General features: G+C 62.7%; 23 protein-coding genes. 19 read left to right on the top strand and 4 right to left on the bottom strand.

Translation table 11 applies throughout. The annotated features are described in order from the left end of the window. From AB4Z11_RS01120 to AB4Z11_RS01050, 15 genes are all read left to right on the top strand, one after another. The coding region (locus AB4Z11_RS01120; protein ID WP_442022071.1) for a TIGR03016 family PEP-CTERM system-associated outer membrane protein at positions 1–850 on the top strand (850 nt) is incomplete at its 5' end. Between the two features lie 16 nt (positions 851–866). After that, positions 867–1,895 carry an XrtA/PEP-CTERM system-associated ATPase gene (locus AB4Z11_RS01115; RefSeq protein ID WP_442022069.1) on the top strand — a complete coding sequence of 343 codons (1,029 nt, stop codon included), beginning with the start codon at positions 867–869 and terminating at the stop codon, positions 1,893–1,895. After that, positions 1,892–3,025 carry a non-hydrolyzing UDP-N-acetylglucosamine 2-epimerase gene (wecB, locus tag AB4Z11_RS01110; RefSeq protein WP_442022067.1) on the top strand — a complete coding sequence of 378 codons (1,134 nt, stop codon included), beginning with the start codon at positions 1,892–1,894 and terminating at the stop codon, positions 3,023–3,025. The genes AB4Z11_RS01115 and wecB overlap by 4 nt, the downstream gene beginning before the upstream one ends. A 6-nt stretch (positions 3,026–3,031) precedes the next feature. Further along, complete coding sequence (locus AB4Z11_RS01105) at positions 3,032–3,877, top strand: XrtA system polysaccharide deacetylase (RefSeq protein ID WP_442022065.1); 846 nt, start codon at positions 3,032–3,034, stop codon at positions 3,875–3,877. Further along, positions 3,874–5,049 (top strand): FemAB family XrtA/PEP-CTERM system-associated protein, encoded by a 1,176-nt coding sequence (locus AB4Z11_RS01100; protein ID WP_442022063.1) that lies wholly within the window; start codon positions 3,874–3,876, stop codon positions 5,047–5,049. Before AB4Z11_RS01105 ends, AB4Z11_RS01100 begins: the two co-directional genes overlap by 4 nt. A gap of 3 nt (positions 5,050–5,052) precedes the next feature. Beyond that, a complete protein-coding gene (locus tag AB4Z11_RS01095) occupies positions 5,053–6,306 on the top strand; it encodes a TIGR03087 family PEP-CTERM/XrtA system glycosyltransferase (RefSeq protein ID WP_442022061.1) in 1,254 nt (417 codons plus the stop codon). Next, entirely contained in the window at positions 6,303–7,892 is a 1,590-nt protein-coding gene (xrtA, locus tag AB4Z11_RS01090) for an exosortase A (RefSeq protein ID WP_442022059.1), read from the top strand. Before AB4Z11_RS01095 ends, xrtA begins: the two co-directional genes overlap by 4 nt. Before the next feature lie 15 nt (positions 7,893–7,907). After that, positions 7,908–9,077, top strand: coding sequence for a TIGR03088 family PEP-CTERM/XrtA system glycosyltransferase (locus tag AB4Z11_RS01085; RefSeq protein WP_442022057.1), 1,170 nt, complete (start codon positions 7,908–7,910; stop codon positions 9,075–9,077). Beyond that, on the top strand, positions 9,065–10,960 hold the full coding sequence (locus AB4Z11_RS01080) for an XrtA/PEP-CTERM system amidotransferase (RefSeq protein WP_442022055.1): 1,896 nt from the start codon (positions 9,065–9,067) through the stop codon (positions 10,958–10,960). Before AB4Z11_RS01085 ends, AB4Z11_RS01080 begins: the two co-directional genes overlap by 13 nt. Positions 10,961–10,962: 2 nt before the next feature. Continuing rightward, on the top strand, positions 10,963–12,186 hold the full coding sequence (locus AB4Z11_RS01075; RefSeq protein WP_442022075.1) for a TIGR04063 family PEP-CTERM/XrtA system glycosyltransferase: 1,224 nt from the start codon (positions 10,963–10,965) through the stop codon (positions 12,184–12,186). Then, complete coding sequence (locus AB4Z11_RS01070) at positions 12,183–13,301, top strand: glycosyltransferase family 4 protein (protein WP_442022053.1); 1,119 nt, start codon at positions 12,183–12,185, stop codon at positions 13,299–13,301. Before AB4Z11_RS01075 ends, AB4Z11_RS01070 begins: the two co-directional genes overlap by 4 nt. After that, on the top strand, positions 13,298–14,662 hold the full coding sequence (locus AB4Z11_RS01065; protein WP_442022051.1) for a phenylacetate--CoA ligase family protein: 1,365 nt from the start codon (positions 13,298–13,300) through the stop codon (positions 14,660–14,662). The genes AB4Z11_RS01070 and AB4Z11_RS01065 overlap by 4 nt, the downstream gene beginning before the upstream one ends. Beyond that, on the top strand, positions 14,659–15,981 hold the full coding sequence (locus AB4Z11_RS01060; protein ID WP_442022049.1) for a putative O-glycosylation ligase, exosortase A system-associated: 1,323 nt from the start codon (positions 14,659–14,661) through the stop codon (positions 15,979–15,981). The genes AB4Z11_RS01065 and AB4Z11_RS01060 overlap by 4 nt, the downstream gene beginning before the upstream one ends. Beyond that, the gene (locus AB4Z11_RS01055; RefSeq protein WP_442022047.1) at positions 15,968–16,951 is read left to right on the top strand and encodes a polysaccharide deacetylase family protein; all 984 of its coding nucleotides are present in this window, start codon (positions 15,968–15,970) and stop codon (positions 16,949–16,951) included. Before AB4Z11_RS01060 ends, AB4Z11_RS01055 begins: the two co-directional genes overlap by 14 nt. 15 nt (positions 16,952–16,966) lie before the next feature. Then, on the top strand, positions 16,967–18,403 hold the full coding sequence (locus AB4Z11_RS01050; RefSeq protein ID WP_442022045.1) for a lipopolysaccharide biosynthesis protein: 1,437 nt from the start codon (positions 16,967–16,969) through the stop codon (positions 18,401–18,403). Here AB4Z11_RS01050 and AB4Z11_RS01045 read toward each other — a convergent pair whose 3' ends face one another. After that, positions 18,404–18,715, bottom strand: coding sequence for a hypothetical protein (locus AB4Z11_RS01045; RefSeq protein WP_442022073.1), 312 nt, complete (start codon positions 18,713–18,715; stop codon positions 18,404–18,406). Between the two features lie 51 nt (positions 18,716–18,766). Here AB4Z11_RS01045 and AB4Z11_RS01040 point away from each other — a divergent pair, with 51 nt between their 5' ends. Together AB4Z11_RS01040 and AB4Z11_RS01035 are read left to right on the top strand one after the other, a co-directional pair. Beyond that, positions 18,767–19,036: a MoaD/ThiS family protein gene (locus AB4Z11_RS01040; protein WP_442022043.1), complete on the top strand. Its 270-nt coding sequence runs from the start codon at positions 18,767–18,769 to the stop codon at positions 19,034–19,036. A gap of 1 nt (position 19,037) precedes the next feature. Continuing rightward, positions 19,038–20,123 (top strand): WD40/YVTN/BNR-like repeat-containing protein, encoded by a 1,086-nt coding sequence (locus AB4Z11_RS01035; protein WP_442022041.1) that lies wholly within the window; start codon positions 19,038–19,040, stop codon positions 20,121–20,123. On the opposite strand, the gene AB4Z11_RS01030 is transcribed toward AB4Z11_RS01035, so the two are convergent. Beyond that, positions 20,120–20,722 carry a TetR/AcrR family transcriptional regulator gene (locus AB4Z11_RS01030; protein ID WP_442022039.1) on the bottom strand — a complete coding sequence of 201 codons (603 nt, stop codon included), beginning with the start codon at positions 20,720–20,722 and terminating at the stop codon, positions 20,120–20,122. The two genes, AB4Z11_RS01035 and AB4Z11_RS01030, sit on opposite strands and share 4 nt — an antisense overlap. Before the next feature lie 83 nt (positions 20,723–20,805). Here AB4Z11_RS01030 and AB4Z11_RS01025 point away from each other — a divergent pair, with 83 nt between their 5' ends. Together AB4Z11_RS01025 and AB4Z11_RS01020 are read left to right on the top strand one after the other, a co-directional pair. Then, complete coding sequence (locus AB4Z11_RS01025) at positions 20,806–21,825, top strand: MBL fold metallo-hydrolase (RefSeq protein ID WP_442022037.1); 1,020 nt, start codon at positions 20,806–20,808, stop codon at positions 21,823–21,825. 40 nt (positions 21,826–21,865) lie between these two features. Then, a complete protein-coding gene (locus AB4Z11_RS01020; protein ID WP_442022035.1) occupies positions 21,866–22,846 on the top strand; it encodes a TonB family protein in 981 nt (326 codons plus the stop codon). On the opposite strand, the gene AB4Z11_RS01015 is transcribed toward AB4Z11_RS01020, so the two are convergent. After that, a complete protein-coding gene (locus tag AB4Z11_RS01015) occupies positions 22,843–23,166 on the bottom strand; it encodes a hypothetical protein (RefSeq protein WP_442022033.1) in 324 nt (107 codons plus the stop codon). The two genes, AB4Z11_RS01020 and AB4Z11_RS01015, sit on opposite strands and share 4 nt — an antisense overlap. A 141-nt stretch (positions 23,167–23,307) precedes the next feature. Further along, a complete protein-coding gene (locus tag AB4Z11_RS01010; RefSeq protein WP_442022031.1) occupies positions 23,308–25,758 on the bottom strand; it encodes a TonB-dependent receptor in 2,451 nt (816 codons plus the stop codon). Positions 25,759–25,771 lie beyond the last annotated feature (13 nt).

The raw sequence follows: 25,771 nt of genomic DNA, 5'->3' as shown, positions 1-25,771 counted from the left end.
GCGCTATCTGATGTCGGACCAGTTCAATATGAGCGTCAATGGCGGCTACGACAAGTATGACTACAACGCGCTGGGCGGCGCCACGCAGGGCGCATCCTGGTCGGGTGGTTTTCAGTGGACACCTTCGTCGCGCACCTCGGTACAGGCCAACGCGGGCCACCGTTTCTATGGTCCGAGCTATATGCTGTCGATCCAGCATCGCAGCCGCGGCACGGTATGGAATATCAGCTACGACGATTCGGTCACCAATACCCGTTCGCAGTTCATTCTGCCGTCGGCGGTGAACACGGCCGCGCTGCTGGACCACCTGTTCGCCACCAGCATGCCGGACCCGGTGGCACGCGCGGCCGCCATCCAGGCTTATATTGCCGCGACCGGACTGCCGGCCTCGCTGCCCAACGCGATCAATTACTTCAGCAACCGCTACCAGCTGCAGAAGCAGTTCATGGCCTCCACCGCCATCGAACTGGCGCACAGCTCGGCCGTGATCAATGTCTTCCGCACTCAGCGCGAGGCGCTGTCGAACGTGAACGTGGATAGCAATCTGCTGGGCAGCCAGAATTCTGCCCTGAACGACAACACCGACCAGACGGGCATCAATGCCTCTCTGAACTACAAGCTCGGCCCGCGTACTCAGTCTACCCTGTCGGCGACAGCCTACCGGATCAAGTCTGTGACCACGGGGCGGGTGGACAATAATCGCCAACTGAGCTTTTTCCTGACCCGCCAGTTTGCGCAAAAGCTGTCAGGAATCGCCGAAGTGCGCCGTATTCGCGGCACGTCCTTTGGTACCGACGCCCGTCCCTATACCGAAAACGCGGTAGCGGTCGGACTCGCGATGAAATTCTAAGCGGAGCAGCAGTGCCATGTATGAAAGCTACTATGGGCTGAGCGACAAGCCCTTCCGTCTTCGTCCCGATCCTCATTTCTTCTTCGGCAGCAAAGGCCACAAGCGGGCCATGGCTTACCTGGAGTATGGCCTGTCGCAAGGCGAGGGCTTCATCGTCATTACCGGCGATGTAGGCGCGGGCAAGACCACCCTGGTGCGCAATCTGTTCAACCAGATTGCGTCCGACCGCATCGTTACCTGCCACCTGGTCAACACCCACCTCGATTCCGACGACATCCTGCGCGGCGTGGTGGGCGGCTTTGGCCTGCCTTGTGAAGACACGGCCAGCAAGACCACCCTGCTGGGACGCCTGGAAACCTTCCTGCGCAGCTGCGGCCAGGAGGGCAAGCGCGCGCTGCTGGTGGTTGACGAAGCGCAGAACCTGACGCCGAAGGTGGTGGAAGAATTGCGCATGCTGTCCAATTTCCAGACCGACGACAAATCCCTGTTGCAGACCTTCCTGCTCGGCCAGCCGGAGTTCCGCGCGACCCTGCACAGCCCCGGCATGCAGCAGCTGCGCCAGCGTGTCATCGCGACCTACCATCTCGGTCCGATGGACGGCACGGAAAGCCAGGCCTATATCGAGCACCGTCTGAAAACCGTGGGCTGGCAGAACGATCCGATGATCAGCCCGGCCGCGCATGCGGCGGTCTACGAGTACACCGGCGGCATTCCGCGCAAGACCAATCACCTGATGGACCGCCTGCTGCTGATGGGCTTCCTGGAAGAGATGCACGAATTCACGGACACCGATGTGGACACCGTGATCCGCGACATCCAGCAGGAATTCCAGCCTCCGCCGGCGGAACCTGCGCCGGCGGCACCGCAGGCCCAGAGCAACGACCAGATGGCTTTCGAGCCGGACCAAATGTTCAGCAACCAGTATCCTGCGGTGCTGGACGAGCGCATGATGCGCCTTGAAAAATCCCTGGTTTCGGTACTGTCGATCCTGAAGAAGATCGTGCGCTCGCCGGCCACCAACCTGAATCTCGATAACAACGAATGAAACCGTACCGTATCCTGTGCGTGGTTGGCGCCCGCCCGAATTTCATGAAAATGGCCCCCATCATGGCGGCCTTCGCCAAACTCGGCCCGCAGGTCGAGGCCAAGCTGGTGCACACTGGCCAGCATTACGACGTGGCCATGAACCAGCAGTATTTCGACGCGCTGGGCATACCGAGCCCGGACATCAACCTCGAAGTCGGCTCGGCCAGCCACGCCCAGCAGACCGCCGAAGTGATGAAGCGCTTCGAACCGGCCGTCGATGAGGTGCAGCCGGCCGCCGTGCTGGTGGTGGGCGACGTCAACTCCACCATCGCCTGCGCCCTGGTGGCAGCGAAGAAGACCGTGCCGGTGATCCACGTGGAAGCGGGCCTGCGCAGCTTCGACCGCGCCATGCCGGAAGAAATCAATCGCCTGCTGACCGACCAGCTGTCCGACCTGCTGTTCACCACCGAGGAAAGCGGCGAAGAGAATCTGCTGAAGGAGGGCATTGCGAAAGAGCGCATCCACTTCGTCGGCAACGTGATGATCGATACCTTGCGTGCCAATCTGGCGCGCGCCATCCCGGTCGACAAGATCGCCGCCGATGCGGGCCGTCCTGGTTTCCTGGACAGCCACAAGAACGGCTACGCGGTGCTGACCCTGCACCGTCCATCCAATGTGGACGACCCTGCAATTCTGCGCGGCCTGCTGGAAACGGCTGCCGCCATCAGCGAGCGCACGCCGGTGATCTTCCCGGTGCACCCGCGCACCAAGGCCACCATCGAGAAGTTCGGCCTGTCGCAGCTGCTGGACCGTCCGGACGTGCTGCTGCTGCCGCCGATGGGCTATCTGGAGATGCTGGGCCTGRTGAAGGATGCACGCGTGGTGCTGACTGACTCCGGCGGCATCCAGGAAGAGACGACTGCGCTGGGCACGCCGTGCATCACGCTGCGCAACAACACCGAGCGCCCCATCACGGTGGACGAAGGCACCAATACCATCGCCGGCAACGACCCGGCCCACATCATGGCAGCGTATGATGAGCTGATGTCCGGCGGCGGCAAAGCCGGCCGCGTGCCGCATTACTGGGATGGCCGCGCTGCGGAGCGCATTGCCGCCATTGTGCTGGACTGGCTGAAGGCCCGGGAGTAAGCCGACATGAACGCGCCCGTCCGCAATGCGATGACGATCGACGTGGAAGACTACTTCCAGGTCTCCGCCTTTGCACCCCACATTCCGCGCGACAGCTGGCCTGCACGCGAATGCCGCGTCGAAGCGAACATCGAGCGCATCCTCGGCATTCTGGAAACGGGCGGCGCCAAAGGCACCTTCTTTACCCTGGGCTGGATCGCCGAGCGCTATCCGCAAATGATCAAGCGCATTGTCGCCGGCGGCCACGAACTGGCCAGCCATGGCTACGGCCACCTGCGCGCGTCGGACCAGTCGCGCGAAGAATTCATGGACGATGTGGCGCGCAGCAAAGGCATCCTGGAAGACCTGGGCGGCGAGCGCGTGCTGGGTTACCGTGCGCCGAGCTTCTCCATCGGTCCCGGCAATCTGTGGGCGCTGGATGTGCTGCAGGAAGCGGGCTACCGTTACAGCTCCTCGATTTATCCGATCCAGCATGACCACTACGGCATGCCGGACGCGCCGCGCTTTGCTTTCCACCCGAACGGAGAGCAGGGCTTGCTGGAAGTGCCGATCACCACCGTGCGCATCGGCCAGCGCAATCTGCCTGCCGGTGGCGGCGGTTACTTCCGCCTGCTGCCGTACTCCCTGTCGCGCCGCATGATGCGCCGCGTGAACCGCGAAGACGGCCAGCCTGCGATCTTCTACTTCCATCCGTGGGAGTTGGACCCGGGCCAGCCACGTCCTGAGGGCATCGGCCTCAAGACGCGTTTCCGCCATTACGTCAATCTGGACAAGATGGACGCACGAATCAGGTCCCTGACGCGCGACTTCGCGTGGGACCGCATGGACCGGATCTTCCTGGGGCAATCATGACCTCGATCATCGAAGCCGCGGCCGAACGCCGCGCAGCGCGGGCCCGGGCGGAAGCCGAGGCCGCGACCGTGCTGGCCAATGCTGCCGCCACGTCGGCTGCGCCGTCGCCGGCGCCGTTGCTGCATACGCCCGCGCCGCTGGTGCAGCTGCTGGGCAGTGGCGCCGAGGAGTGCGCACGCTGGGACGCTTTCGTGCAGAAAGCGCCGTGCGCCACCTTCTTCCACCGCGCCGGCTGGCAGCGCGTGATCGAACAAGCCTTTGGCCACAAGACCTGGTTCTTCTATGTTGAAGAAAACGGCGAAATCACAGGCGTGCTGCCGCTGGCGCAAATCAAGAGCCGCATGTTCGGCCACTCCCTAATCTCGCTGCCATTCTGCGTGTATGGCGGCGTGGCAGCCGAGACGGAAGCCGCGCGCAAGCTGCTGGATGCGGCCGCCGAAGAACTGGCCGCGTCGCTGGGCGTGGGCCATCTGGAATACCACAACTACGCGGCAGCCAACGAAGGTGATCCGAAGTGGCTGGGCAAGGATCTGTACTACACCTTCCGCAAGGCCATCAGCGCGGACGACGAAGAAAACATGAACGCCATCCCGCGCAAGCAGCGCGCGATGGTCCGCAAGGGCATCAAGTTCGAACTGCGCGGCGAAGTGGACGATAACGTCGAGCGCTTCTTCACGGCCTATTCGAACAGCGTGCATCGCCTGGGCACGCCGGTATTCTCGAAAAAATATTTCGCCCTGCTGAAGAAAGAATTCGGCGACGACTGCGAAGTGCGCGTGATCATGCAGGACGAGAAGCTGGTGGCCGGTGTGCTGAGCTTCTTCTTCCGCGATGAGGTGCTGCCTTACTACGGCGGCGGCATGCCGATCGCGCGCGACGTGGCGGGCAATGACTTCATGTACTGGAACCTGATGCAGGCGTCGGCTGCGAAGGGCTATCGCCTGTTCGACTTCGGCCGCAGCAAGAAAGGCACAGGGGCTTTCGATTTCAAGAAGAACTGGGGCTTCACGGCGCAGCCGCTGCCCTATGGCTACCAGCTGTTCGCATCGAGCGAGCTGCCGGATGTGAACCCGCTGAACCCGAAGTATCAGCTCTTCATCAAGCTGTGGCAAAAGATGCCGCTGCCGCTGGCAAATATGCTCGGGCCGCACATCGTCAAAGACCTGGGGTAAATCGTGGACGACCTGCTGTTGCTGGTGCACCGTATCCCCTATCCGCCGAACAAGGGGGACAAGATACGTTCCTGGCATTTGCTCAAGCATCTTGCCAGGCGCTATCGCGTGCATCTGGCGACCTTCGTGGATGATGCTGACGACTGGCAGCATGTGCCGACCGTGCAGGCGGTGTGCGCCTCCAGCCACTTCGCCGCGCTGAATCCGCGCGCCGCGCGCGTGCGCAGCCTGGGCGCCTTACTCGGCAACCGCTCGCTGTCGCTGGATTACTACCGCGATGCCGGTTTGCGGCAATGGGTCGACGCGACGATGCGCGAAAAGAATATCCGCCGTATCGTGGTGTTCTCCTCGCCGATGGCGCAGTATGCCGAGCCGTACGCACAGGCGCGCCGCATCGTGGATTTCTGCGATGTCGATTCGGACAAATGGGCGCAGTACGCCGCCAAGAAAGCCTGGCCGGCCAGCATGCTGTACCGCTACGAAGCGGACCGCCTGCTGCGTTACGAGCGCCACATTGCCGCCACCACGGATGCGTCGCTGCTGGTCTCGGCGCCGGAAGCGGACCTGTTCCGCCGCCTGGCGCCGGAAAGCAGTGCGCGCATCGGCTGGTTCAGCAATGGCGTCGACACCAGCTATTTCGCGCCGGCTGCGCATGCGAATCCCTACGCGCCCGATGAACGCGCGCTGGTGTTCTGCGGCGCCATGGATTACTGGCCCAATGTGGATGCGGTGCAGTGGTTCGCCAAGGAAGTGCTGCCCGCATTGAGCGGCGTGAGTTTCTATATCGTTGGGGCGCGTCCTGCGCCGGAAGTGCTGGCGCTGGCGGGTCTGCCGGGCGTACACGTCACCGGCACGGTGCCTGATGTGCGGCCTTATGTGCAGCATGCGGCGCTCTCGGTCGCGCCGCTGCGCATTGCACGCGGCATTCAGAACAAGGTGCTGGAAGCGATGTCCATGGCGAAGACCGTGGTGGTCACGCCGCAGGCCCTGGAAGGCATTGACGCGCATCCCGGCCGCGAGCTGCTGCTGGCGGCGGATGCGCCACAAACGATCGCCGCCATCACTACCGCGCTGTCCGGCTCCGCCGCATCGCTTGTCGCCATTGGCAATGCCGCGCGCGCGCGGGTGGAAGCGTCCTATAGCTGGGATGCCCGCCTGGCGCCGCTGGACACTCTCATTGATACGCCGCCCGGTACTGCCGGCGTGGCCACCGGTGCGGCGCCGCACGCCGCCTCCACTGCATGGACCCAGGCATGAACATCCTCCAGACCGAACGCCCAGCCGCTGTTGCGCAAGACGCTGCCGCCTCGCCGGGCACACAGGGAAAAGCCGCCGCACCGAACGGCATGCGCAATGCCTTGCTGGTGGCGGCAGTCATGCTGCTGCCCATCCTGATTTACTGGAGCACCGCCGCCTCCATCGTGGCGATCTGGGAGCGCTCCGGCACCTTCGCGCACGGCTATGTGATCCTGCCAATCAGTTTGTGGCTGATCTGGCGTCAGCGAGATGTGCTGGAGACGCTGCCCGTCAAACCTTTCTGGCCCGGCCTGATCCTGGTGGCCGGCTGCGGCGTGGCCTGGCTGCTGGCAGATTTGGTCGAAGTGCAGATCGTGAAGCAGTACGCTTTCGCCGCCATGATGCCGCTGACGGTACTGACCTTGCTAGGCACCCGCATCGCGCGCGCGGCCGCCTTCCCGCTGCTCTTCATTCTGTTCGGCGTTCCGGTCGGCGAAAGCCTGATTCCGCCGCTGATCGAAGTCACTGCCAACTTCACCATCGATGCGCTGCGCATGACCGGCATTCCCGTGCTGCGCGAAGGGAACAGCTTCAGCATCCCGTCCGGGAACTGGTCCGTGGTGGAAGCGTGCAGCGGCCTGCGCTACCTGATTTCTTCGATTACGCTGGGCTTTCTGTACGCCCACCTGACGTACCGCAGCCGCTGGCGCCAGGGCCTGTTTGTGCTGGCAGCCTGCGTGGTGCCGGTACTGGCCAACGGCATGCGCGCTTACATGATCGTGATGATTGGCCACCTGAGCGGGATGAAGCTGGCGGTGGGCGTCGACCATCTGATTTATGGCTGGGTGTTCTTCGGTCTGGTGATGCTGCTGCTGTTCTGGATCGGCAGCTTCTGGCGCGAGGACCGCGAAGAACCTGCGCGCGCCAGCGCGGCGCCTGCGCCTGTCGCTATGGCAGCTGTGCCGGTGCCGAGGATTGCCGCCGCCGCCCTGGCATTGCTGGCGGCAGCCGGCGTCTGGCCGGCCTATGCGCACTATGTGGAAGACAACGGCGCCGCGCCGGCGGTTCAACTGGTGCAATTCCATCCTGCCGCGCCGGCGGCGGAAGCGTTCACCAGCTGGGAGCCGGATTACCCGCAGGCCAGTGGCCAGCTGCGCAGCTTCCACGCAACGAGCAGCAGCCCGGTGGGCATTGAAGTACGTTATTACCGCGACCAGGTGGATGGCGCCAAACTGATCAGCTCGAGCAACCGCCTCGGCTGGGATCACGACGGCCTGCACGAATCCTCCAGCGCCCGACGCACGGAAACCATCGCCGGCCAGACCGTTGAAGTGAGCGAAACCGTGCTGTCCGGCGGGGTGGGCGGCCGCCGCATGCTGGTGTGGCACTGGTACTGGATCGGCGGAAAAATGACCAGCAGCAACTACGTTGGCAAATTGCTACAAATGAAACAAAAGTTACTCGCGGGTAGCGGCGATGGCGCAGTAGTGATGGTATTCTCACAATACGACGAAAAACCCGACAATGCGCGTGCCGCGATGCGGGAGTTTCTGAATAGCAACCTCACTCCGCTGGATGCCGCGCTTGCCAGCAACAAGAGGCATTGAAGCAGCCACGCCGCCATGAATGACATCCCGCTCATCGTCCACCTGATCTACCGCCTCGATTTCGGCGGGCTGGAAACGCTCATGGTGGAGCGCATCAACCGCATGCCTGCCGAGCACTATCGGCATGCGGTGGTGTGCCTGACGGGCTTCAATCCGGAGTTCGCCAAGAAGATTGCCAAGCCGGGGGTGGAGGTACACGCGCTCGATAAGCAGGCAGGCCTGTCCTTGCATACGCATGCAAAGCTGTGGCGCCTGCTGCGCCAGCTGCAGCCGGCCGTGCTGCACAGCTATAACCTGTCCGCCATCGAATACGCGCCGGCCGCGTTATTGGCGGGCGTGCCGGTGCGCGTCAACGGCGCCCATGGCCGCGATCACAATGACCCGCACGGCACCAACCGCAAGCACAATATGCTGCGCCGTTTGATGCTGCCGTTCTACGACGTCTGCTACGCCAATTCGGCGGCGATGGAAGTGTGGAACCGCGAAGTGATCGGCGTCCCTGAACACAAGAGCCGCATGCTGGGCAACGGCATCGATGCGGAGCGCTTCCGTCCGCGCACGCAGGGCGAAGCGCGTCCCTTCTTCGGTACGGACGATATCGTGATTGGCGCCGTGGGCCGCATCCAGGATGTGAAAGACCACGCCACCTTGCTCGACGCTTTCATCCAGCTGCGCGAGCGCCAACCGGCGCTGCGCCCACGTCTGCGCCTGGCGATCGTCGGCGACGGGCCGCTGCTGGAGAAGATGCGCGCAAGGGCCGCCGATGCAGGCGTMGCCGATGTGGTGTGGCTGCCGGGAGCGCGCACGGACGTGCCGGACATCCTGCGCAGCTTTGATGTTTTCGCGATGTCCTCGATCGCCGAGGGCACGCCCGGGTCTGCGCTGGAAGCCATGGCAAGCAGCCTGCCGGTGGTAGGCACGCGCGTAGGCGGCATTCCCGAAGTAATCGACGATGGCGTGACCGGTATCCTGGTGCCGCCATCGAATCCCGCTGCGATGGCCGCAGCGCTGGAACAATACGTGACCGCGCCGGCATTGGCGCAGGCGCATGGACAGGCAGGACGCGAACGGGTGCATCGCAAGTACAGCATGGCGGCCATGGTGGCTGCCTATCAGGGCATGTACGACACCCTGTGCGAACGCAAGATCAAGACTAGAAGGGCAATTCCATCATGTGCGGAATAGTAGGCATCCTGGACGCGCGCGGCGGGCGTGCGATTGACGAGGCGCTGCTGCGCCGCATGAACGACACGCAGCACCATCGCGGTCCGGACGAAGGCGACATCTACATCGAGCCGGGCGTGGGCTTCGGCCACCGCCGCCTGTCGGTGATCGACATCGCCATGGGCCAGCAGCCGCTGGGCAATGAAGACGGCAGCGTGATGGTCTGCTACAACGGTGAGATCTACAACTACCGCGAACTGACCGCGGAGCTGAAGGAGCTCGGCCACACCTTCAAGACCAAGAGCGACACCGAAGTAATCGTACACGCCTGGGAGCAATGGGGCGAAGATTGCGTCGACCATTTCAGAGGCATGTTCGCCATCGGCCTGTGGGACCGCAACCAGCAGGTGATGTTCCTGGCGCGCGACCGTCTCGGCGTGAAGCCACTGTATTACGCAATGACGCCGGACGGCTGGTTCGGCTTCAGCTCCGAGCTGAAAGCGCTACGCATGCATCCTTCGCTGTCGCACGAAATCGATCCGCGCGCTGTGGAAGACTATTTCGCTTACGGCTATGTGCCGGAGCCGAAGACGATTTACAAGGGCGCACTGAAGCTGTCGCCGGGCTTCCGCCTGACCCAGAAAGTGGGCGCGCCGCTGGCGGAACCGACGCAGTTCTGGGATGTGCCGTTCAAGCCGCATCACGCGATGACCGAAAGCGATGCGCGCGGCGAACTGGTGGAGCGCCTGCGCGAAGCGGTGAAGATTCGCCTGGTCGCTGAAGTGCCGCTGGGCGCCTTCCTGTCCGGCGGGGTCGACTCGTCGGCTGTGGTGGCGATGATGGCCGGCCTTTCCGACGGTCCCGTGCACACTTGCTCGATCGCCTTCAACGACAAGGCTTACGACGAATCGGCCTATGCGCAGCAAGTGGCGGAGCAGTACAAGACCGATCACTTCGTGGAAACGGTCGACACCGACGATTACGCCCTGCTCGATACGCTGGCCGGCCTGTACGACGAACCATATGCCGACAGCTCGGCGATTCCGACCTACCGCGTGTGCCAGCTGGCGCGCAAGCGCGTTACCGTTGCTTTGTCCGGAGACGGCGGCGACGAGAATCTGGCGGGCTACCGCCGCTACCGCTATGCAATGGCGGAAGAGAGTGTTCGTGGCCGCATTCCGACCGGCCTGCGCAAGCCGGTGTTCGGCACTCTGGGCCGCCTGTATCCGAAGGCCGACTGGGCGCCGCGCGTGTTCCGCGCCAAGACCACGTTTGAAGCGCTGTCGCGCGATCTGGTGGAAGGCTACTTCCATGGTGTATCCATCATGACCGACGCCATGCGCAAGCAGCTGTTCTCGGACAGCTTCCGCAGCAAGCTGCAAGGCTACCGCGCCATCGACGTGATGCGTGGCCATGCGGACAAATCGCCGACCGACGATCCGCTGTCGATGATCCAGTATCTGGACATGAAGACCTATCTGCCGGGCGACATCCTGACCAAGGTGGACCGCGCCAGCATGGCGCATGCGCTGGAAGTGCGCGTGCCGCTGCWGGACCACAAGCTGGTCGAGTGGATTTCGGGCCTGCCGCCCGAGATGAAGCTGAAGGGCGGTGAAGGCAAGTACATCTTCAAGAAGAGCATGGAGCAGTATCTGCCGAACGATATCCTGTACCGCAAGAAGCAGGGTTTTGCCGTGCCGCTGGCGGCGTGGTTCCGCGGTCCGCTGCGTGGACGCGTGAAGGAATCGCTGCTGGGTCCTAACCTAGCGTCGACCGGCATCTTCAACCAGGCCTTCCTGCAGGAGATGGTGGAACAGCACCAGTCCGGCCGCCGCGATTACAGCGCGCCGATCTGGACACTGCTGATGTTTGAAGCATTCCTGAGAAAAGAGATGCAGGCATGAGTATCCGTATCCTGCATGTGCTGGACCATTCGATTCCGCTGCACAGCGGCTATACCTTCCGCACGCGTTCCATCCTGCAGGCGCAGCGCGCGCTGGGCTGGGAAACCTATCACATCACCAGCCCGAAGCAGGGCGATGTCAAGGCGGCACGCGAAGAGGTGGATGGTCTGGCTTTCTACCGCACGCCACCTGCCCGCGGTGCGCTGTCCAAATTGCCGGTGCTGAACCAGCTGGCAGTCATTGACGCACTGGCCACGCGCCTGATGGAAGTGGCGAAGGAAGTGAAGCCGGATGTGATCCACGCTCACTCGCCCGCACTGAACGCTGTGGCGGCCCTGCGCGTCGGCCGCAAGCTGGGCATTCCCGTTGTGTACGAGATCCGCGCCTTCTGGGAAGACGCGGCCGTGGACCACGGCACCAGCAAAGAGTGGGGGCTGCGTTACCGCCTCACGCGCGGCATGGAAACCTGGGCGCTGAAACGCGTCAATGCCGCCACAACGATCTGCGAAGGGCTGCGCGCCGAAATCATCAGCCGCGGCATCCCATCGCAAAAGATCGAAGTGATTCCGAATGCCGTCGATATCGGCGATTTCAGCACCGACGGCGTGCGCGACGAAGCGCTGGCGCAGCAGCTTGGCCTGGAAGGCAAGACAGTGCTGGGCTTTATCGGCTCCTTCTACGCATACGAAGGGCTGGATATTCTGCTCAATGCACTGCCTTCCATGCTGGCCAAGCGCCCGGAGATCCGCGTGCTGCTGGTCGGTGGCGGTCCGCAAGACGCGGCCTTGCGCCAGCAGGCGAAAGACCTTGGTGTTACGGACCAGGTGATTTTCACCGGCCGCGTGCCGCATAGCGAAGTGCAGCGCTATTACAACCTGGTCGATGTGCTGTGCTACCCGCGCCACAAGATGCGGCTGACCGATCTGGTGACGCCGCTCAAGCCGCTGGAAGCCATGGCGCAGGGCCGCCTGATGGTGGCGTCCGACGTCGGTGGCCATAAGGAATTGATCGAAGACGGCCGCACCGGCGTGCTGTTCAAGGCGGGCGATCCACAAGCCCTGGCGGAAAAAGTGCTGGCGCTGCTGGACGCGCCGCAGCAATGGGCGGAATTCCGCCAGCGCGGCCGCCACTTTGTCGAAGCGGAGCGCAGCTGGGCCGCCAGCGTGGCGCGCTATCGGCGCGTGTACGGCGGCATCGTTTCGCCAGCCATCGCGGGCGTGTCATGACGCAGGCGGCACAAGTCGCCTTGCGCATTGGCCTGGTAGGTCCGCTGCCGCCGCCCTCGGGCGGCATGGCCAATCAGACCTTGCAGCTTGCATCCCTGCTGCGCAGCGAAGGCCTGGAGGTGGAAACCATCCAGGTCAATGCACCTTATCGTCCGGCCTGGGCCGAGAAACTCAAGGGCGTGCGTGCCGTATTCCGTCTCGTGCCTTACCTGGCATCGCTGTGGCGTGCCGCCGGGCGCGTGCAGGTCTTTCATGTCATGGCCAACTCCGGCTGGTCGTGGCATCTGTTTTCGGCACCGGCAATCGTCATTGCGCGGCTGCGCGGGACGCCAGTGGTGGTCAATTACCGGGGCGGCGAGGCCGATACCTTCCTCTCGCGCTCTCAAGGCGCCGTGCGCGCCACGCTGTCGCGCGCCAATGCACTGATCGTGCCGTCCGGCTTCCTGGAGCACGTGTTCGGCAAGTACGGCTTCGCTGCGCAGATCGTCCCCAACATCATCAACCTGGAGCGCTTCAGCGCGGCGCAGGAACCAGCCCCGCCACAGGCACTGCGCCTGCTGGTCGCGCGTAATCTGGAAGCGATCTACGACAATGCCTGCGCACTGCGCGCACTGGCCATCGTGCGCAAGACGCATCCGCATGCTACGCTGGTGATTGCCGGTTCCGGGCCGCTGCGCGCGGAGCTGGAAGCGCTGACCGCGGAGCTGGAACTGGAGGATGCCGTCACGTTTACGGGCCGTGTCGATAACCACGGCATGGCCACCCTGTATCGTAATGCCGACGCCATGCTGAACTGCAGCCTGGTCGACAATATGCCGAACTCCGTGCTGGAGGCACTGGCCTGCGGCGTACCCGTGATCAGCACCAATGTTGGTGGAGTACCTTATCTGGTGGAGGACGGCCATACCGCGTTGCTGGTGCCGCCGGCGTCGCCGCAAGCGATGGCGGATGCCATCCTGCGCCTTGCCGCCGAACCTACACTGGCGGCAAGCCTGCGCGAAGCGGGTCAGCGCCATGTGCAGCAATTTATCTGGGCGAATGTGCGCCCGCGCCTGCTGGGCGTCTACCAAAGCGTGCTTGCCCCGCGCGCTGCCAACGCAGTGAGCCAGCCATGATGTACACCGCCCTTGTTTCGAATCTGATCTTCCCGCTGCACGAGCGCCTGAAGCAGCACAGCACGGTCGCCGCGCGCAAGCAGATGGAAGAGTCCCAGTGGTGGCCAGCCACCCGGCTGCACGATCTGCAGCTGCAGCGCTTGCGCCGCCTGCTGCTGCGCGTGCAAAGCAAGGTGCCGTATTACCGCGATCTGTTCGCGCAACTGGGTTTCGATCCCTCGCGCGATCTGCATTCGCTGGACGGCCTGCGCCGCTTGCCATTGACTGATAAGGCGACTATTCGCCAGCACAGCGACTGTCTGAAAGCGGAAGACGCTGTTGGCCTGTCCCGCTTCAACACGGGTGGTTCCAGCGGCGAGCCGCTGATCTTCTACATTGGCAAAGAGCGCGTGAGTCACGACGTGGCGGCAAAATGGCGCGCCACCCGCTGGTGGGGCGTGGACATCGGCGATCCGGAAATCGTGGTCTGGGGCTCGCCCATCGAACTGGGYGCCCAGGACCGCGTGCGCATAGTCCGCGACAAGCTGCTGCGCACCCGCCTGCTGCCGGCCTTCGAAATGTCGGAAGCGAAGCTGGATGGCTTTATTGCCCGCATTCGCGAGCAGAAGCCGCGCATGCTGTTCGGCTATCCCTCAGCGCTGTCGCACATCGCGCGACACGCCAAGGCGCGCGGTCAGCGTATGGACGATCTGGGCATCAAAGTCGCCTTCGTCACCTCCGAGCGCCTGTATGAGGAACAGCGGCAGCAGATCGAGTCCGTATTCGGCTGCCCGGTGGCCAACGGCTATGGCGGACGCGATGCCGGCTTCATCGCCCACCAGTGCCCGGACGGCAGCATGCATATCACGGCGGAAGATATCATTGTCGAAACGCTCGATGCGCAGGGCCAGCCGGTTGCGCCGGGCCAGGCGGGAGAGATCGTCGTCACTCACTTGGCCACGGGCGATTTCCCCTTCATCCGCTATCGCACCGGCGATGTGGGCGTGCTGGGGACCGAACCATGCAAATGCGGGCGCGGCCTGCCGCTGCTGAAAGAGATTCAAGGCCGCAGCACCGACTTCCTGGTCGCACGGGATGGCACGGTGATGCACGGCCTGGCGCTGGTCTATATCCTGCGCGACCTGCCGCAGGTGAAGGCCTTCAAGATTGTGCAGGAAAGCCTGGACCTGACGCGCGTGCAGGTGGTGCTGGAATCGCCGCTGGATGAAGCGCTGCGCGGTAAAATCGTCGCCGGTTTCCGCGCGCGCCTGGGCGCGGCAGTGAATGTGGAAGTGGAGCAGGTGGAAGCCATTGCGCCCGAAAAGTCGGGCAAATTCCGCTATGTCGTCAGCAAGGTAGAAACGGGGAAAACAGGAACATGAGGGACATACTCGTCACCGTGCTGGTGTTCGCATCGATACCCTACATCTTCAAGAAGCCATGGTTCGGCATGGTGATGTGGGTCTGGATCAGTGTGATGAATCCGCACTCGCAGGGTTGGGGCTTTGCACGCGAATTTCCGTTTGCCGCGATTATCGCCGGCGTGACCGTGCTGGCCATGGTGGCCAAGCCCAAAGAGATCAGGATGCCGATGTCGCCCGTGGTTGCGGCGCTGATGGCCTTCATATTGTGGATGTGTGTCAGTTCAGCCTTTGCAATCAATGTGGAACAGATTGGGCCGCAGCTGATCAAGGTGCTGAAGATCATGGGCATGACCCTGGTCGTCATGATGCTGGTGCGCACGCGCCAGCACATCGAGTGGATGATCGGGACGATTGTGTTCTCAATCGGCTATTACGGCGTGAAGGGCGGCCTGTTCACTATTCGTAACGGTGGCCAGTACCGCGTGTGGGGGCCATCCGGCACCTTCATCGACGGTAACAACGAGATCGCCCTGGCGCTGATCATGATTGTGCCGCTGATGATGTACTTCATTCCATCCATCCCGAACAAATGGGGCCGCCGCGGCATGTGGGCTTCGATCGGCCTGTGCGCACTGGCTTCGCTGGCCTCCTATTCGCGCGGGGCGGCGATCGCCATGGCGGCGATGGTGCTGTTCCTCTGGATGAAGAGCAGCAACAAGGCGGTACTGGGTGCGATTATCGTGGTGGCCGCTCCGCTTGTGCTGGTTTTCATGCCGGAGCAGTGGCACAGCCGTATCGATACCATCAACACTTATGAGCAGGACAGCTCGGCGATGGGCCGTATCAATGCCTGGCAGATGGCCATGAATCTGGCGGCGGAACGTCCGCTGACGGGCGGCGGATTCGAGATCTACGATCCGCAGGTGTTCCAGAAATACGCGCCGATTCCGGAAGATGTCCATGCGGCGCACAGTATCTACTTCCAGGTTCTGGGCGAGCATGGCTACGTGGGCTTGCTCATTTATCTGCTGCTGTATTTCTACACTTGGCGATGTGGCACTTGGGTGATCCGGCATGCGGCGCACGTTCCTTCGCTGGACTGGGCGACAAGGCTGGCACGGATGATTCAAGTAAGTATTATCGGCTTCATGGTGGGCGGAGCATTCTTAAGCCTGGCCTACTTCGATGTTCCGTATTACCTGATGATGGCCATGGTCGCCATCCGCGAACTGGTGGCGAAGCAGCTGAACGAACGCAGGACCGAAGCAGCCGAAGCGGCGCGCATTGAACGCGACCGGGAAAAAGAACTGCAGGGAGACGCCCGTGAAGCGATCTGAGGGCGGCGTGCCTTTGCTGGAAAAGGGCTTGCTTGGCGTGCTGTCGCCTGGTGGATCGCGTGGCCTGTCCATCCTGATCTATCACCGCGTGCTGCCGCAGAAGGACCCGCTGTTCCCCGATGAAGTGGATCGTGCAGAATTCAGCGCGCAACTGGCGCTGCTGAAATCGCGCTTCAACGTGTTGCCACTGCAAGAGGCGATCAAGCTGACCCGCGCCGGCAAGCTGCCGCGCCGTGCCGCCTGCATCACCTTTGACGACGGCTATGCCGACAACGCGGAAGTGGCCTTGCCTGTGCTGCAGCAGCATGGCCTGCACGCCACCTTCTTTGTCGCCACCGGTTTTCTGAACGGCGGCCGCATGTGGAACGACAGCGTGATCGAGACCGTGCGCCTTGCGCCGGACGGCGTGCTCGATGCGACGTCGCTGGGACTAGGAAGTCATCCGCTGTACACGATTGCCGACCGCCGCCGTGCTATTCCGGCCCTGATCGGCCAGTTGAAATATCTGCCGATGGAAGAACGCCTGCAGCAGGTGAATCGCCTGGCCGAACTGGCAGGCACACCGCTGCCCGACGATCTGATGATGACCACCGCCCAGCTGCACAAGCTGCAGGCGGCAGGCATGGGCATTGGCGCCCACACGGTGAATCACCCCATCCTGGCCAAGCTGCCGCCGGAACAGGCGCAGCGCGAAATCGCAGAAGGCAAGCAGGCGCTGGAAGCCATGCTGGGTGCACCGGTATCGCTGTTCGCCTACCCGAACGGCAAGCCGGGCGAAGACTATCTTGCCGAACATGTGGACATGGTGCRCAGCCTCGGCTTCGAGGCCGCCGTGTCCACCGCCTGGGGCGCAGCGCGCAAGGGGCCGGACCTGTTCCAGCTGCCGCGCTTCACGCCATGGGACCGCAACCCGGTGCGCTTCGTGCTGCGTCTGGCACGCAATCTGACGCAGGATGCGGCGCGAGTATAAACAAGGATTGATTGAATGAGTTTGAATGCGCAAGTCCTGACGGGCCTGAAATGGACGGCAGGTGCTAAATTCGGTGGCCAGATCCTGACCTGGGCCATCACCATTATCGTCATGCGCTTGCTGTCGCCGGCGGATTACGGCCTGATGGCGATGGCGACGGCTGCAGCCTCTCTTCTCGGCATGCTGGCCGAACTGGGACTGGGGCAGGCGCTGGTGCAGGCGCAGGAAATCAGCACGCGGCAGCTGCGCCAGGCAATGGGTTTCTTCACCCTCATCAACGTCAGCCTGTGCCTGATGCAGTGCGCAGCCACGCCTTTCCTGACCTCGTTCTACTCGGAACCGAAGCTGGGTCCTGTGCTGTACGTGATGTCGCTGCAATTCCTGCTGGTCCCGCTGGGCATGATTTCGGAAGTGCAGATGGAGCGCAAGCTGGAATACAAGAAGCGCTCGCTGGTTGAGCTGAGTGCCGCCATCCTGGCCAGCGTGACCACTCTGGTGCTGGCGCTGACAGGTTCTGGCGTATGGTCGCTGGTGCTGGGTAATCTGGCCGGCGTTGTGTGGCGCACGGTGGCACTGAATATTGCCGAACCTTTTCCGCATCTGCCGATCTTCAAATTCGACGGCATGCGGCCGCTGCTGGCTTTCGGCGGCATGATGATGCTGTCGCGCTGCCTGTGGATGTTCTATGTGCAGGTGGACGTGATGATTATCGGCCGCGTCCTCGGCGGCAAGGTGCTGGGTGCGTACTCGGTGGCCATGCACCTGGCGTCGCTGCCGGTGCAGCGCGTGACGGCCATCCTGAACCAGGTCGCCTTCCCGGCACTGGCGCGCTTCCAGGACCAGCGTGAACTGATCCGCCAGCAGCTGCTCAAGCTGTTCAGCCTTCTGAGTTTGATCGCCTTCCCCGTTTCCTGGGGCATGTCCGCCACCGCCAATGAAATCGTACTAGTGCTGCTGGGCGAGAATTGGCAGGACGCCGTCTTCCCGCTGCGCGCACTGACGCTGATGATGCCGTTCCGTACCATGGTCGGCTTCCTGCCGACGGTGACGAACGCCATCGGCCGTCCGGAAATCGGCTTTTACAACGGCATCGTCAACTGCATCATCATGCCACCGGCCTTCTACATCGGCTGTCAGTGGGGCATTATGGGTGTGGCGATGGCATGGCTGATCGCTTATCCGATTACGCTGTTGATCAACGCCCACCGCATGCTGTCGGCGGTCGAACTGACAATGGGCACCGTGGCCATGCGTATAGCGCCTGCGGTCGCTTGCGGCGCCACGATGTATGTGGCCGTGGAGGCGCTGCGCCGCGCCATGGACGGCAAGGCCGTCCACCTGACAATGCTGGTGACGGAGATCGCGGCCGGTGCGGTGGTCTACATGGTCGCCACCTGGACCTTCAACCGCGGCACCATGAGCGATGCATTGAAAGTCTTCGGGAAGCGCTGATCATTCTTCTTTGCCTTTGCGCAGGCGCATCAGCAGCGCCTCGGTCTGCTCGTTCAGCGGCAGGCCGTGGCGGCGCAGCAGCTGGATGTGCAGCACCATATTCTCCAGCACCAGCTTGGCCGCTACCGCCAACAAGGTCATGCGGCGGTCTTCTTCGCTGAAGCTGTCCATCGCGTCGGCCATTTCGCACAGGTGGCTCGCCACCAGGCTGCGTAATTCATCCTCCTTGAAGGGGAGGTCGGCGAAATCGATCGGGTCTTCCTGCTCCACTTCGTGCATCAACACTTCGAGATCTTGCTGGGTAATCGGCATGCGCGGCTCCCATAGTTCGCCTGGCTTCATTTTAGCGCTAGAATCTGGCGCATGGCGCAGATCATCTTCACCCAGCAGCTGGCTCGCTTCCTGCCCGTGCCCACCTTGAGCACGCAGGCAGTGGATTTGCGTGCGGCCCTGGATGGCGCCTTTGCGGACAATGCACGCCTGGGCGCCTATGTGCTGGACGACCAGGGCCATTTGCGCGAGAACGTCGTCATCTTCATTGACGGCAAACGCACGCGCGACCGCGAGAAACTGGACGACCCGCTGCAACCCGATTCCAAGATCTACATATTGCAGGCACTTTCAGGAGGCTGACATGGCAGACCGTGCATACGTGGCGACCCGCAAGGGCTTGTTCGAACTGGAAAAGCGCAATGGCGAATGGGCCATCGGCGGCATCCACTTCCTCGGTGAACCGGTCAGCATGGTGCTGCACGATGCGCGCGACGGCGCGCTGTACGCGGCGCTGAATCTCGGCCACTTCGGCGCCAAGCTGCATCGCCGCGATAAGGGCGTCACCGAATGGAAGGAAATCGCGGTGCCGGTGTATCCCGAAAAGCCGGCGGACAGCGAGGACAAGACGGCGTGGTCGCTGAAACAGATCTGGTCCCTGGAGGCGGGCGGCGTCGACCAGCCGGGCGTGCTGTGGGCCGGTACCTTGCCCGGTGGCCTGTTCCGCTCCAATGACCGCGGCGAAAGCTGGCAGCTGGTGGAGTCGTTGTGGAACCAGGAGTCGCGCCCGAACTGGTTTGGCGGCGGTTATGACGTACCGGGCATTCACAGCATCTGCGTCGATCCGCGCGACAGCCAATCGGTGCTGGTGGGCGTGTCCTGCGGCGGCGCGTGGCTGACGCAGGATGGCGGCGCAACTTGGCAGCTGCGTACCAAGGGCATGGCTGCGCGCTATATGCCGCCCGAGATGCAGGATGATGGTCCCGCGCAGGACCCGCACCGCATCGTGCGCAGCGCCGGCGATCCCGATAAGCTCTGGTGCCAGCATCACTGCGGCATCTGGTACTCGACCGACAATGCGCAGACCTGGGTGGAAGCGCAGGCGCCGCTATCGAGTTTCGGCTTTGCAGTGGCCGTGCATCCGCAGGACGGCAGCAAGGCGTGGTTCGCGCCGGGCGTGGCGGACCAGCAGCGCGTGCCGATTGATGCCGCGCTGGCGGTCAACCGCACCAGCGATGGCGGGGCGTCCTTCGATACGCAGCGCAGCGGACTGCCGCAGGAGCATTGCTACGACCTGGTGTATCGCCACGGTCTGGCGGTGGCCGAGGATGGCAAGACGCTGCTGATGGCGTCCACCACGGGTGGCTGCTGGCTGTCGGATGATGGCGGCGAACACTGGCAGACCATCTCCACCACGCTGCCGCCGGCTTACGCCGTGCGCTTCGCTTAAACGGCGAAGTAGMCGAGGAACATATCGACGGCGGTCGTRATGATCGCCTCCTGCTGGTCTTCCGCCAGCGGCGGCTGGCCCATGGCCACCTGCGGCCAGAAGGCAAAACTTTTCAGCAGACCCTGCAGGGTCATGGCGATAAAGGCGGGATCGCCCGCTTTCAGCTTGCCGTCCGCCTGGGCTGCACGCACGAAGACCGCCACGCCTTCTTCTTTTGAGCCCAGCTTGGCCACCATGTCCAGCGCCCGTTGCGGGCTGTGGACCGCTTCGGCAATCGCCACCCTGGCCAGATCCAGGAAGTAGGGATCACGCAGCAGCATCATTTTCTGGCGCATCAGCTCCAGAAGCTGCGCGCGCAGCGGCTGGCTGGACTGATAACCGATCGCATTCAGCGCCGCACTGCAGTTCCACAGCTCCAGCAGGATCTGCTCGAACAGCTCGTCCTTGGAAGGGAAGTGGTTGTAGACGGTGCGCTTGGATACGCAGGCCGCCGCCGCGATGCGGTCCATGCTGGTGGCTTCGAAGCCGTTGGCGCGAAATTCCCCCAGCGCGGCCTCGATGATGGCAGCGCGTTTGCGGTCGGTCAGTTTTTCGTTCATGAGTGAATTTTACACCGGGGAGTTTACTTTTCAAAAAATAGAAACTACACTGTGTAGTGTACTTTCCACACACGGAGTGTTCCATGTCCAGCCTGACCCTGAAGCGTCCCGCAATTACTACGCCATCCCTGCGCCGGGGTGGCAAATTCCGCAATGCCGCAGCCATGCGCAAGATGGGCGTTAGCCAGACCTTGAAAATCATGTGGAAGGTGTTATTCGACAAACCGGACGATACGGTGCCTCGCTACGAGATCGGAGTGCGAGCGCTCACTAGCGTTGAATTGGCTGCTGCGCCTGACAATACGCTGTACCGCCTTGGCCATTCCACAGTGTTGCTCAAGCTGAACGGCGAACTGTGGCTGACCGATCCGGTGTTTTCGGAGCGCGCCTCGCCCGTGCAGTGGGCTGGTCCGGCACGCTTCCATCAGCCGCCCATCGGCATCGACGAATTGCCGCCGATCAAGGGCGTGATCCTGTCGCACAACCACTACGACCACCTCGATTACGCGGCCGTGCGCAAGCTGGCGGCCAAGACCGAGTTCTTCATCACTCCGCTGGGCGTGGGCGATACGCTTGTTAAGTGGGGCATCCCCGCCGAAAAAGTGCGCCAGCTGGACTGGTGGCAAACCACCAAGGCCGGCAGCGTCACCCTGACGTCCACTCCGGCCCAGCACTTCTCCGGCCGCACGCCGTTCGACGGGAACGAGACGCTTTGGTGCTCCTGGGTGATCCAGAGCGGCGAACAGCGCATCTTCTTCAGCGGCGACTCAGGCTACTTTAAGGGCTTCAAGGAAATCGGCGACCAGTACGGTCCCTTCGACCTGACACTGATGGAAACCGGCGCCTACGACCCGATGTGGCCGGACGTGCACATGCAGCCCGAAGAAACCATGCAGGCCCACATCGACCTGCGCGGCAAAGTCCTGATGCCCATCCACAACGGCACTTTCGACCTCGCGATGCACAGCTGGCACGACCCTTTCGAGCGCATCAGCGAGCTGGCCGCCGAGCGCAAGCAGGAACTGGCGACGCCCGCCATCGGTGAAGCGCTCGATATCGCCGCGCCAACTGGCACCACGCAATGGTGGCGCACGCACGAGTAGGCCGCTACAATGGCGTGCATAATTACCTTTTTGATAATTCATGCACACCAAACTTCTGCTGGTAGCCCTTCTCTGCACCTCTGCCTGGGCGGACGAAGGCCGCGTCGCCGATCCGGTCCGGACCAAGGCGATCACGGTTGATCTCAACAGCTGCCCCAAGCCGGTGTGGCCGCAGGAATCGCTGCGCCGCGAAGAGACGGGCCGGGTCACGCTGGCTTTCCTRATTGGTTTGGACGGCACGGTGCTGGAGTCGAAAGTCGTGACCTCCAGCGGCCATCCGCTGCTCGATTATGCGGCACGCGACGGCCTTGAAAAGTGCAAGTTCACCCCGCCATCCCAGGTCGGCCGCACCCAGCCGGAATGGATGAAGATGCAGTATGTCTGGACGCTGGAAGGCGCACTATCACCCGAACAACAAGCGGCAAGGCGCGCACGAGTGCTGGCCGAGGCGGAGCAGGGCGATGCCGAAGCGCAGTTCAAGGCTGCCGGTGTGTTACTGGCGTCGGAACCGAAAGACCCTGTCAAAGCCGTCGAATTACTGCGCCTGGCGGCAGAGCAAGGCCATGTGCGTGCCCAATTGGCGCTGGCCTATCAGCTGACCATGAGCAAGGATGGGCCGGATCTCGCTGGTGCCGAGGCTTGGCTGCGCCGCGCAGCGGAAAAGAATTCAGCCGAGGCGCAGCTTGCGCTGGGCCAGTTCCTGCAAATGCAAGGCCGGGACCCCGCCGAAGCCCGCGAGTGGCTGCGCAAGTCCGCCGCGCAAGGCTCGCCTGCCGGGCAGGCAATGTATGCGGCGATCCTGATGCGCGACGATGCTGGCGTGGCGGAAGCGATCCCCCTGCTGGAGCAGGCGGCGGAAAAGCAGAACCGCTATGCCCAGTACCAGCTGGGCCAATGTTACGCCGACGGCCGCGGCGTCGAGCGAGACAAGGAAAAGGCCCAGCGCCTGTTTGAGCGAGCCGCAGCTGCTGGCTTCCCGCCAGCCACGCGTGCCTTGCTCGCCCTGAAAAGCGCGCCTTAGGCTACTTCGTCAATAAACTTGCCGATGGTCTGGCCCAGCGTGTTGACGGTGGGCGTCTTGGCTTGCAGGCTGGGCGGGACCTGAATTTCGATTGCGCTGTCGAGGCGCGGAGTGGGCAGGGTTGGCGTCGCCGCCGCCTGAGCCTGGGCGCTGTCGCGCTGGGTGCGGGACAGGGTTTGGTTTTCCGTGTCGAGTTCGGCGCGGCTGGCGTCCAGCCGGTCCTCATCGCGTGCCACCTGGGCGCGGCTTTCCTGGACCTTGCGCTCGGCAACGGCCACGGCGGACTGCAATGAGTTCAGGGAAGTCAGGGAAACGGCCACGATTTCACCTCAAAAGGACCCTTTCGGGCACCAATCTCAGGTTAGGCCATCTTTATCGAAAAGGCAWTCGCCCAAAAAAAGGGGCAGCCCGGCCTTGGATTCCGTGCTGCCCCGAGGGGAACTACAAGGGAACAGAAACTTTTAGAAGCGGTACATCAGAGACGCTTCCCAGGTACGGCCAAACAGCGGACGTGCATTGATCGGGCCGGTGCCGCCGGTGGTCAGGCGCGAGTTACCTTCAGTCAGGCCCAGTTCGTTCGACAGGTTGGTGCCGGACAGGCGCAGTTCGATCTTTTCGCCAATGGTGAACAGGGCGCCCGCGTCCACCGTCTTGTAGGACGGCAGATACTGCAGGTTGGCCTGGTCAGCCCAGCGCGAGCCGATGTAGGTGTAGGTACCGTACAGCTTCACAGCATTGCCGTCGCCAAACGGGATGCGATAGGTCGGCGTGAAGCGGAACTGGTACTTCGGCTGGCGCTGCACGCGTTTGCCGTCGGTGTCAGGATTGTCCTTGTACTTCGAATCCTGCCAGTCGCCGGTCAGGGTCAGGGTCAGGTCGCGGATCGGACGCACGGCCAGTTCGAATTCCACACCATCACCCTTGGAACCGGAGATCGAATTCAGGATCTGGCCATTCGCCAGAATCTGCTGGAAGGCGATACCTTCGAAATCGGTGTGGAAGTAGTTGATGTAGGCGCTGTACAGCGGATTGGCGGTCTTGAAGCCCACTTCATACTGCTTGATCTTCGGCGTCGGCAGGATGCCGCGGTCGTCGACTTTAGCCTGGGTGCCGGTGTTGCGCAGATCGTCAAACGCGACGAAGGTGTGGCCCTGGTTGGCGCGCACAAACACGCTCATGTCCTGCGCCAGCTTGTAATTGCCGCCGATGGTGAAGGAGTTGGCGGTGTCGGTGCGGGTCAGCGCCGTGTTCGAGCCGTTCGGCATCGAGGTATTGTTGTTGTACACGGTCAGCGGGTTGTTGTCCGTGTCGGCGCTGGTCAGGTTGGAAATGGTGGCATCCAGTTTCTGGCGCTCGCGGCGCACGCCGCCATCGATCTTGATGCGGTCGTTCACCTTCCATTCGTTGGCGATGTAGAAGGCGGTATTGCTGCCGTCATAGCTCGCCACCGGCGCGTAGAAGACATTGCCGTCGGTACCGTTCTTCGACACGATCACGCCGTTGTTTAAAGTGACGTTGATCAGGCGCGCGTTCGGCACGGCGGTCATCAGGTGGCTGTTACCCAGATACCACACATCGTCCGACGAGTAGTTCGCGAAGTAGCCACCGATGGTGACGGTGTTGTCCTTGATCCATTCCTTGCTGACGCGGATTTCGTCGGTGAACGATTGCAGTTTCTTCTGCACCGCCCACAGGCCAGCCTGCACCACTTGCTGGTCGCCCGACACTGGCGTGCCGTCCAGGTAGGTTGCGGTAGCGACGGTGCCGCCATTGGCCTTCAGCGCGGCGGCGTTGTAATCGGACATCTTCAGCGGATTATTACCCGTGAACATGGCCACGGTATTCAGATCGCCGTCGAAGTAGTTGAACTTGTTGGATACATTCCAGCCCTGCAGGTTCTGGTCGAACTCGGCGCCGAACACGGTGGACTTCAGGCCGCGGCCATCGCCCAGGTCGAAGTTCAGGGTCTTGCCCGGCGCAGCTTCCACGGTGAAGCGGCGCATCTCGTTGCTCATCAGGGTGCCCTTGAGCGGATCGAAGCCGGGGAATTCGCTGATGGTGTGGCCTTCGTTGCTGGAGATCAGCGGCACGCCCGTGTAGAAGGCGTTCTTGTCGTCGGTACGGCGCGCATACAGGGTCAGTTCGCCCTGGTCCAGCTTGCGGGTAAGGGTGGCGGTGATCTGGCCGCCTTTGTCGGCCRGGAAGCCGGCGTCGCGCACGCCATTGGTGTTGCGGTAGAAGCCGCCGATGGTGCCGTACCAGCCGTCGGAGATCTTGCCGCCGTAGAACATGTCGACCCGGCGCAGTTCACCGGTGCCGGTGGTGAAGCGGATCGAACCTTCCGGGGTGTCGGAACCTTTCTTCAGGATGAAGTTCATGGTCGCGCCCGGCTGGCCGCTGGAGAAAATGGTGCTCGGACCGCCGCGCAGCACTTCGACGTGGTCGATGGTGTCATCCAGGCGGAAAGCGGAAGAACCCTCGAAAAAGGACAGGGTTGGCACCGGATAAATCGGATTGCCCTGCATTTGCACGGACACGAAAGGCGAGTCGGAACCCGATGGGAAGCCGCGCACCTCGATATTGGCGCCGGACTGGCCGCCGGTCGCTTCCGCATACACACCAGGCACCAGCTTCATCACGTCAGCGGTGCTGCTTGGCGACGCGGATTTGAGTTGTTCTTCGGTCGCGGTGGTAATGGAGAAGGCGGAATCGAGTTTGCGCACGCCGCGCGAGGCGGCCACGCCGGTCACAACCACTTGTTGCACTTCTTGCTGCACTTCCTTGGCTTGCGGCTGGGATTCAGCCGAAACCTGGGCTTCGGGTGCTTGATCGGCCGCTTGCACTTGATTGACCAGGGTCAAAACGGCAAGGGAAATCGAGGACAGCAACAGCTTCTTTTGCGGGGTCTTCATGTGGTGTCTCTTC

It is taken from the genome of Pseudoduganella sp. RAF53_2, from assembly GCF_052113985.1.
In the GTDB taxonomy this organism is placed as follows: Bacteria; Pseudomonadota; Gammaproteobacteria; order Burkholderiales; family Burkholderiaceae_D; genus Rugamonas.
Note: the sequence above shows the minus strand (reverse complement) of the source record. Positions and strands in the feature narration are given on the sequence as shown.